This is a genomic window from uncultured Faecalicoccus sp., assembly GCF_944327125.1.
Classification (GTDB): domain Bacteria; phylum Bacillota_I; class Bacilli_A; order Erysipelotrichales; family Erysipelotrichaceae; genus Faecalicoccus.
Genome location: NZ_CALVGO010000057.1, coordinates 1 through 8,036, shown reverse-complemented (window position 1 = coordinate 8,036; position 8,036 = coordinate 1). Strand labels below are relative to the sequence as shown.

General features: G+C 43.4%; 9 protein-coding genes and 1 other annotated feature. Of the genes, 1 reads left to right on the top strand and 8 read right to left on the bottom strand.

The genetic code is table 11. The features are described from left to right. Positions 1–88 precede the first annotated feature (88 nt). Entirely contained in the window at positions 89–1,222 is a 1,134-nt protein-coding gene (rho, locus tag Q0K03_RS06455; RefSeq protein WP_297238903.1) for a transcription termination factor Rho, read from the bottom strand. A gap of 96 nt (positions 1,223–1,318) precedes the next feature. Between rho and Q0K03_RS06450 the strand changes: the two genes are divergently transcribed. Then, entirely contained in the window at positions 1,319–2,548 is a 1,230-nt protein-coding gene (locus Q0K03_RS06450; RefSeq protein ID WP_297238902.1) for a serine hydrolase, read from the top strand. A 32-nt stretch (positions 2,549–2,580) separates the two neighbouring features. Here Q0K03_RS06450 and Q0K03_RS06445 read toward each other — a convergent pair whose 3' ends face one another. From Q0K03_RS06445 to Q0K03_RS06415, 7 genes are all read right to left on the bottom strand, one after another. Then, positions 2,581–3,201 carry a metallophosphoesterase gene (locus Q0K03_RS06445; RefSeq protein WP_297238901.1) on the bottom strand — a complete coding sequence of 207 codons (621 nt, stop codon included), beginning with the start codon at positions 3,199–3,201 and terminating at the stop codon, positions 2,581–2,583. A gap of 40 nt (positions 3,202–3,241) precedes the next feature. Beyond that, on the bottom strand, positions 3,242–3,745 hold the full coding sequence (locus Q0K03_RS06440; protein ID WP_297238900.1) for a DUF1307 domain-containing protein: 504 nt from the start codon (positions 3,743–3,745) through the stop codon (positions 3,242–3,244). A gap of 35 nt (positions 3,746–3,780) precedes the next feature. Next, positions 3,781–4,869, bottom strand: coding sequence for an aminotransferase class I/II-fold pyridoxal phosphate-dependent enzyme (locus Q0K03_RS06435; protein ID WP_297238899.1), 1,089 nt, complete (start codon positions 4,867–4,869; stop codon positions 3,781–3,783). Then, positions 4,866–5,597, bottom strand: a complete 732-nt coding sequence (locus tag Q0K03_RS06430) for an amino acid ABC transporter ATP-binding protein (protein ID WP_297238898.1) — start codon at positions 5,595–5,597, stop codon at positions 4,866–4,868. Before Q0K03_RS06430 ends, Q0K03_RS06435 begins: the two co-directional genes overlap by 4 nt. Further along, entirely contained in the window at positions 5,590–6,273 is a 684-nt protein-coding gene (locus Q0K03_RS06425; RefSeq protein WP_297238897.1) for an amino acid ABC transporter permease, read from the bottom strand. Before Q0K03_RS06425 ends, Q0K03_RS06430 begins: the two co-directional genes overlap by 8 nt. A gap of 19 nt (positions 6,274–6,292) precedes the next feature. Beyond that, entirely contained in the window at positions 6,293–7,063 is a 771-nt protein-coding gene (locus tag Q0K03_RS06420) for a transporter substrate-binding domain-containing protein (RefSeq protein WP_297238896.1), read from the bottom strand. 130 nt (positions 7,064–7,193) lie between these two features. Further along, positions 7,194–7,401 (bottom strand) — a binding site (T-box leader). A 66-nt stretch (positions 7,402–7,467) separates the two neighbouring features. Then, positions 7,468–8,036 (bottom strand): DUF711 family protein (locus Q0K03_RS06415; RefSeq protein ID WP_297238895.1); only part of this gene is annotated, 569 nt, incomplete at its 5' end.

The window sequence follows — 8,036 nt, the reverse complement described above, 5'->3', positions numbered from 1 at the left end:
CAAAGAACTGGAAGAACAGATCCAGGACATTGATGCCAAGCTTTCTGAATAAAGAAAACGGAGATATCGATTAAGATATCCCCGTTTTTTATTTGGACACCAGCATCTGTTCTACCAGGGTCTCGTTGGTTTTATACGTTGAAAATAAATTCAAAATGCTTTCTGTGGCTTCTTCTGTAGAAAGATGACTGATCAGTTTACGGATCTTTCGTACCGCTTCCTGTTCCTCCTTTGCCAAGAGTAAATCATCGCGGCGGGTTCCCGATTTCAAGATATCGATGGCCGGGAAGATCCTTCGCTCGGAAATATTGCGGTTCAAAACCAGTTCCATATTTCCCGTTCCTTTGAATTCCTCATAGATCACATCGTCCATCTTGCTCCCGGTATCTACCAAAGCAGTGGCTAGGATCGTTAAAGAGCCGCCTTCCTTTTCACGGGTATTTCGGGCCGCCCCGAAGAATTTCTTCGGAAAATGCAGACTGGCTGGATCCAATCCTCCCGACAATGTCCGCCCGCTGGTCTGGCTGGTCAGGTTGTAAGCTCTGGCCAGGCGGGTGATACTGTCTAAAAGAACCACGACGTCTTCTCCATGCTCCACAAGCCGTTTGGCCCGATCCAACACCATCTCCGCAACGCGGGTGTGGTGCTCTGGAAGTTCATCGAAAGTAGAGTAGATCACATCCACGCGATCTTCTGCTTTATGTTCTTTGATGAAATCTTTAAAATCAGTGACTTCTTCCGGACGTTCATCGATCAGTAAAATGATCATCTTTACATTTCGTGTCCGCTTGATAATGGAGTTGGCCACATTTTTCAACAGCGTGGTCTTTCCTGCCTTAGGCGGTGAAACGATCAGACCGCGCTGCCCTTTTCCGATCGGCGCCATAAGATCGATGATGCGCATGGCCAGATTCCCATCGGATGTTTCCAGATTGAATTTTTTATTCGCAAAGACCGGCGTCAGTTTCTCGAAGGATTTTCTTCGAAACGCTTCATCGACCGTATGTTCATTGATCAGGTCCACACGCATCAATCCCCGGTACCGCTCATTTTCTTTCTTTTCTTTGGGTTCACCTTCGATCACATCCCCGGTTCTCAGCCGTAAAGACTTGATCTGCGATGGCGATACGTAAATATCATGTTCGGTAGAAAGATAATTTTCTCCTCTTAAAAATCCAAATCCGTCTGGTAATACTTCCAATATTCCTTTTACTTTTTCCATATCATCCCTCTATTTCTATCTCTTGTATTTTATAAAAGAATCTTTGTCTTAATTTCCTGTTTTGTCTTATAATAGTATAAAAAGGAGAAATCGTCCATGGATTATCTGTCAAATCCAAAGTATCGAATCAAAAAAACATGGATCATCGCTTTGTCTGGATGTCTGATTGCCCTTCTTCTCTTTATTCTTATCAATTATATCTTATGGTCTGTGGAAAAGGGATTTCACAGAACTTCCTTTTTAAGCAATGAACACATCGTCTATCTTAACGACGATAAAGAAGCACTGCGGGGTTTTCAAACACTCGAAAATGAAACCTACTATTTTGACAAGGAAACCGGATATATGCACACAGGATTTTTAGAAGAGGGAGACGATCTGTACTACTTTGATGAAGAAGGAAAACAGAAAACCGGACTGCAGACAATCGATAATAAAACGTATTACTTTAAAAAGGATGGAACGGCCGTCAAGAAATCGTTCAAAGAAATCAAAAAAGAGGAAAAAAAGCGAACCGTCTATTTCAAAAAGGATGGAACGATGGCCACTAAGAGCGCAAAGATCAACGGGGTTTCTTATAAGTTCAATAAAGAAGGAACTCTCTTGCCCGATACGGAACAAATGAAGGCTTCTATTGAAACCATTCTGGAAAAATACGCCCCAAACAACAGTGTTTATTTTAAAGATTTAAAAACCGGCGAAACATTTTCAATCAATGATACCAACATGTATCCTTGTTCCATCATCAAAATGTTTGTGATGGCTACGGTCTACGATCAAATCGAACAGGGAAATCTGAAAGAAGAAGACTGCCAGATTTATTTGGAAGCTATGATGATCCATAGCGACAACACTTCCTACAATCATTTACTGGCCTTGCTTGGAAACGGAGATCCTCTAAAAGGAAAAGATTTGTTGAATCAATATATTCAGGAACTTGGATTTGAACACACGGCCGTACATCACGGTTTGATTCCCGGGCAGGGATATTTCTCCGATGGAAAAGACAACACGACCCGCCCTTCGGAAATTGCCAAACTGTTGGAAATGATCTACAACAAAAAAATCATTACAGAAAAATACTGTGATAAAATGATCAAACTGATGAAAAAGTGTGCCGATGATTCTGGTATTGCGGACAGTCTCCCGGAAGGAACCGATTTTGCCCATAAATCCGGATGGGCCGATGCCTATTATCTGGATGGCGGCATTGTCTATTCAAAGTATGGCGACTATATCCTGGTTGTCTTTACCGACAGTTCGTACCAGATGCCATGCCGTGAAATCAGTACCTTTGTTCATGATTATCTAAACATTCTTTCATAATACAAGGAGCTTAGCGAATCCGCCAAGCTCCTTTATTGTTTGTCTTCTCTTCTTTTGCGGTCGATCTCGATCCATTCATCCAATGTCATTGGCTGATAGTCTGAATACATGCAGAAACAGTTGATTAGCTGACAAGGCACGTTCAAAAGCTGGCCGTCAATGGACAGCCGCTGTTGTTTCTGGATATACTCCTGATAAGCATCCAGATAGACCTGGTCCATGGTTTGATGAATGTGTCCGTGAAGCATATACGTTTTGGGATTTCCTTCTTCATTGCGCCGATATTGTCCGTTGTAACAGGCAATAGGGTAATGACATAAGACCACTTTCCGTTTGTTCTCGTTGAGTTCGGCATAGTCTTTGATCCACACAAATCGGGAGGCATCAAATTCTTTGTCGGATAAAAAGCGATCATGATTCCCTTTGATCAAATAGAGCTTTCCCTGAAGCCGATCTAAGACTTCCTGGGTTTCCTGAGCACTTCCCCAGCTGAAATCTCCCAGGATCACGACTTCATCGTTTTTCCGTACTTTTAGATTCCATTGAGCGATCATATGCTCATTCATCTGTTCGACCGAGTCAAAACCGCGGATATCCATCTTTGTGTTCAATGCTTTATGAAAAAAATGACAGTCTGAGATATAATAACGCATAAACTATCCTTTCTGAAAAAAGAGAGCGGATCACCGCTCTTTAATCTGCCGTACACGTGTATCCGCCGGCTTCGTAGCTTTTCTTTGTTTCGTTCAAAGAAATATACTGACTTTCCATCTCGCCTTCTTCCAGAAGACCGGCTTCGATCAGTTCTTCATCATCACAGGCATCGTAATCGATGATAACCGTGATCTGGACATGATCGTCCACCATTTCTCCGGTAACGCTGACACCGGCCAGTTCTTTGTACATGGAATCCAACGAATCGTTGATCTTGTTCTGGATCGTTTCCGGATCCAGATCTTCATTGATTCCCAGGTCCTCAAAAGACATCGCAAAAGTTTGTGTCATTTTATAGATCTGGTCTCCCCTGGCTTCAAAAACCAGCTGATCTTCGTTCGAAGATGTACACGTCAAGCTTTTCTTTTTTTCACTAGTTTCCTGGAACGGATCTTCGCTTTTTCTCGTTTCTTCTTTAAAATCACTGAGTCGGGCACATCCCATCAAGGTCAGCGCCAACAAAAGAACCCCTAACTTTTTCATTTCATCAGCCCCTTATTGACTACAGTGTATCATACCTATTTTTCCGATTTCAAGATTTTAGCCAGGCGCTCTAATCCTTCTTTAAAATTTTGCGGATCTTGTCCCAGACCCAGACGCATATAGCCTTCGTGATCAAAACATGCCCCCGGGACAAAAAAGATTCCTTCTTCATTCAACAGTTTCTGGGCAAGAGAAGCACTGTCCTTCATACCGTTGATTCTTAAAAAGGATACGGTTCCATTTTCAGGAATCACGCACGCAAACTGCGGATTGGAGGCCAGCCATTGTTTCAAGTATGATTTATTGGCACAAAGGATCGCATCCGCTCTTTCCAGGATTTCTTCTTTATGTTTCAAAGCTATCGTTCCTAAGGCATCGATCAATGGACCGGTAGAGATCATAACATAGTCTCTTCGGCTGTTGATTCTGGAAATCAGATCCACCGGACCCTTGACCCAGCCTAAACGAAGCCCAGCCAAGCCATAAAGCTTGCTTAAGGAACTGGTCGAGATCCCTTTGTCATAGAGATCGCTGATGCTTTGTATTTTACGCGGATCTCTATACACTTCATCACATAAGATATAGATTCCTTTTGGTGAACAGATCTTGATCAGTTCTTCTAAAAATGATTCGGTGTACTGTGTACCCGTAGGGTTATTGGGATTGTTTAAGATGATCAAACGTGTTTGCTGTGTAATGGCTTGTTTAAAACTTTCGATATCCGGTTTCCATTGATGTTCAAATTCCAGTTCGATCGTTGTCACCTTGCATCCTAAAGATTTAGGATAACTGACAAACTGCTGGTAACCGGGAACACAGGTGATCACATGATCGTCCTTTTCCAACAGTGTTTCCATCACAAGGATGTTGGCTTCCAGACACCCATTGGCCGTGGTAATGGAATCGACGGTTCCTGTCGTATACAAGGAAAGAACTTCCTGACGGAATCTTGTACTTCCCTGGATCTCTCCATAATCCAGGACAAGGCCTGAAAGATCTTCTTCTTTCATCGCCATCAGTTCCTGAAAAGAAAAAGAAGATAGACAAGTATCGGTTAAATTATACTTTGCATCTCCTTCATTCTCATTCATCCATTGTTCGACTTTAAAATCTTCCAGCCTCATTCGTAGAACACCTTGCTTAAGAAATCTTTGGCACGATCCGATTGTGGATTGGAGAAAAATTCTTCACTTGGAGAGTCTTCCACGATCTCGCCATGATCTAAGAATACAACTCGGCTTCCCACCTTGCGAGCAAAGCCCATTTCATGGGTCACCACGATCATCGTCATGCCCTGATTTCCCAGATCTTTCATAACTTCGAGTACTTCTTTGATCATCTCAGGGTCTAAAGCACTGGTCGGTTCATCAAACAGCATCATTTCCGGGTTCATACATAAAGCCCGGGCAATGGCCACACGCTGTTTTTGTCCCCCAGAAAGATTGTTTGGATAGGCATCTTTCTTGTCAGCCAATCCGACTCTTTCCAAATACATCAAGGATGTTTTTTCCGCTTCTTCCTTAGAACGGCCAAGCACCTGAATCTGTGCCAGGTTACAGTTTTCCAGTACCGTCATATTCGGAAACAGATTGAAGTGCTGGAACACAAACCCCATCTTGTTGCGCTGCTGACGATATTTCTTTTCATCCTTAGGGTCCATCAATTCCCCATTCATATAAATTTTACCCTGATCTACTTTTTCAAGACCATGAATGCATCTTAACAACGTACTTTTCCCCGATCCGGAAGGACCGATCAAAGATACGATTTCTCCCTGGTTGACTTCCAGCGATACATCTTTAAGCGCATGCAGTTGTCCGAAATTCTTGCGAATATGTTCTACTTTAATCACTGACAGCCAACCTCTTTTCTACTTTTTTACCTATATAGGAAATACTGATCGTCATTACTAAATAGAAGATTGCCGCTAAAAAATAAGGCGACATTACTTCATAATATTCAGCCCCTACGATCTGTGCACTTTTTAACAATTCAATGGCACCAATGGTACTTGTCAGAGAGCTGTCTTTAATCAAAGTGACAAACTCACTGATGATCGGTGGAACGATCAGCTTAAAGGCTTGGGGCAAAACGACAAAGCGCATGGTCTGCCATGAACTTAATCCTAAAGTTTCACAGGCTTCCCATTGTCCTTTATCCACACCGTTGATCCCGCTTCGAATCAGTTCCGTTGAATACGCACCGGAGTTGATGCTCATGGCAATGATCCCGATCAAATACACATTGATTCGCAACACTTCCCCAGTAATGGCGGTATAGATTGAAGGAATGACCGAGAAGATGATCAAGATCTGTAACAACATTGGCGTTCCCCGGATCACTTCCACATAGAAGTTTCCGATGGCGCGAAGCACTAAATACTTAGAACGCTTGGCACTGGCTCCCAGAACACCGAGTATCAAACCAATAAATAGGGATAGTATGGCCATCCCTAATGATACTAACGCTCCTTTCGCAAAGTATAGCGCCGTCTCAAGTGTAAATACTTGCTCAAAGGCTGCAAACATACTATCCCTCTTCTTTCATTTATTCAACTGCCGTAAGACCGTATTCTTCACACATCGCAGCATAATCCTCACTGGCAATAAACGCTTCGATGCATTTGTTGATCAAATCAATCATATCTGTATTACCTTCTTTGGCAATGATGTAGTTCTTTTCATCCATCAAGATACCATCCAATACAGTGAAGTTTCCACTTTCCGCATAGTTCTTGGCAACCCCGGAGTCGATGACGGCCGCATCATACTGATTCGCGCTTAAGGCGTTCATGATATCCTGTACGTTTTTCAAACCGGTTACTTCTCCGCCGGCATCTTTGGCAGCCTGCTCTCCCGTGGCTCCTGTTTGTGCCGCAATCGATTTTCCATCCAGCTGATCGATTGAAGTAATGTCAGAACCAGCTGGTACAACGGCTACCTGGGCAGAACCAAGATACGGCTGGCTCCATTCTACTTTTCTGTTTTCATCATAAGTGAATCCGGAAATTCCCAAATCGATCTGATCGCCCTGAATCTGTGTAACGATGTTATCGAAGTCCATTTGTTTAAACTCGAACTTATAAGAAGTTTCTTCATTTTCATTCAGGTAGTTTTCAAACCAATCCACCATGTCGATATCAAACCCTACCATCTCATTATCTGTATTCAGACTTTCATAAGGTTCATAATCCGGTGAAATACCAATTGTGATCGTTTTCGTATCTTTGTCTTCTGCAGCTGGTTCACTGCTTGAACATCCAACCATTGTACATGCCATTGTGGCAGCTAATCCCATTTTTAATAATTTACTTGTCATATTTTTAACCTCTTCTTTCTTCTCTCTCTTGTTTTGTTTGATGATTATAACGATGCGAATGCTTCGCATCGTCGTCGGTCTTCGCTTTTCATCCGCATCCTCCTCTCTATAAAAAAAACGTCCTTTTCAACAAAAGGACGATTGATTCGCGGTACCACCTTAATTCCATCCAGTTTATGGATGACACCTCGTTCTTAACGCGAACTCACGTTCATTGCCTCATTTCTTTCGACAATGCGACTCCAAGACACGTTCCAGATTCTTTCTTATCTGCTTGCACCCTCCGCAGACTCTCTGTAAAGAAAAGCCTCTGTACTTCTTCTCTTCTTCGTCTTTATGAGATAATTATACACACGAAATTTGATTTTGCAACCACAAGTGTAAATATTTTCTGAAAATATCCTTTAATTTTTCAGCGACTGCAGCGGCGCCGGGATCCTTCCCCCACGCTCGATCATTACATCGTTTCCGGCCTGGCGAATCGGCATCACCGGACCCGAACCTAACAGGCCGCCAAAATCCAGTTCTTCCCCGACTTCCTTTCCAATCGCAGGAATGATGCGTACGGCTGTCGTTTTAGAATTGACCATTCCGATCGCCGCTTCATCGGCAATCACTCCGCTAATGATCGAGGCACTGGTATCGCCAGGCACAACGATCATATCTAAGCCGACAGAGCAGACGGCCGTCATCGCTTCCAGTTTCTCCAAACTCAACACCCCGGCTTTTGCCGCATGGATCATACCGGCATCTTCGCTGACCGGGATAAAGGCCCCTGAAAGTCCGCCGACATTGCTGGTGGCCATCACGCCGCCTTTTTTGACCGCATCATTGAGCATGGCCAGACAGGCCGTTGTTCCATACGCCCCGCAAGTCTCCAGGCCCATCTCTTCCAAAATATAGGCCACACTATCGCCAATGGCTGGTGTGGGAGCCAGACTTAGATCCACAATTCCGAAAGGAACGCCTAATT

Excerpts from the sequence above, each read along its gene's own strand:
- Q0K03_RS06425 (WP_297238897.1), bottom strand. The coding sequence starts at position 6,273 with ATGTTTGCAGCCTTTGAGCAAGTATTTACACTTGAGACGGCGCTATAC.
- Q0K03_RS06440 (WP_297238900.1), bottom strand. The coding sequence starts at position 3,745 with ATGAAAAAGTTAGGGGTTCTTTTGTTGGCGCTGACCTTGATGGGATGT.
- Q0K03_RS06420 (WP_297238896.1), bottom strand. The coding sequence starts at position 7,063 with ATGACAAGTAAATTATTAAAAATGGGATTAGCTGCCACAATGGCATGT.
- rho (WP_297238903.1), bottom strand. The coding sequence starts at position 1,222 with ATGGAAAAAGTAAAAGGAATATTGGAAGTATTACCAGACGGATTTGGA.
- Q0K03_RS06445 (WP_297238901.1), bottom strand. The coding sequence starts at position 3,201 with ATGCGTTATTATATCTCAGACTGTCATTTTTTTCATAAAGCATTGAAC.
- Q0K03_RS06450 (WP_297238902.1), top strand. The coding sequence starts at position 1,319 with ATGGATTATCTGTCAAATCCAAAGTATCGAATCAAAAAAACATGGATC.
- Q0K03_RS06435 (WP_297238899.1), bottom strand. The coding sequence starts at position 4,869 with ATGAGGCTGGAAGATTTTAAAGTCGAACAATGGATGAATGAGAATGAA.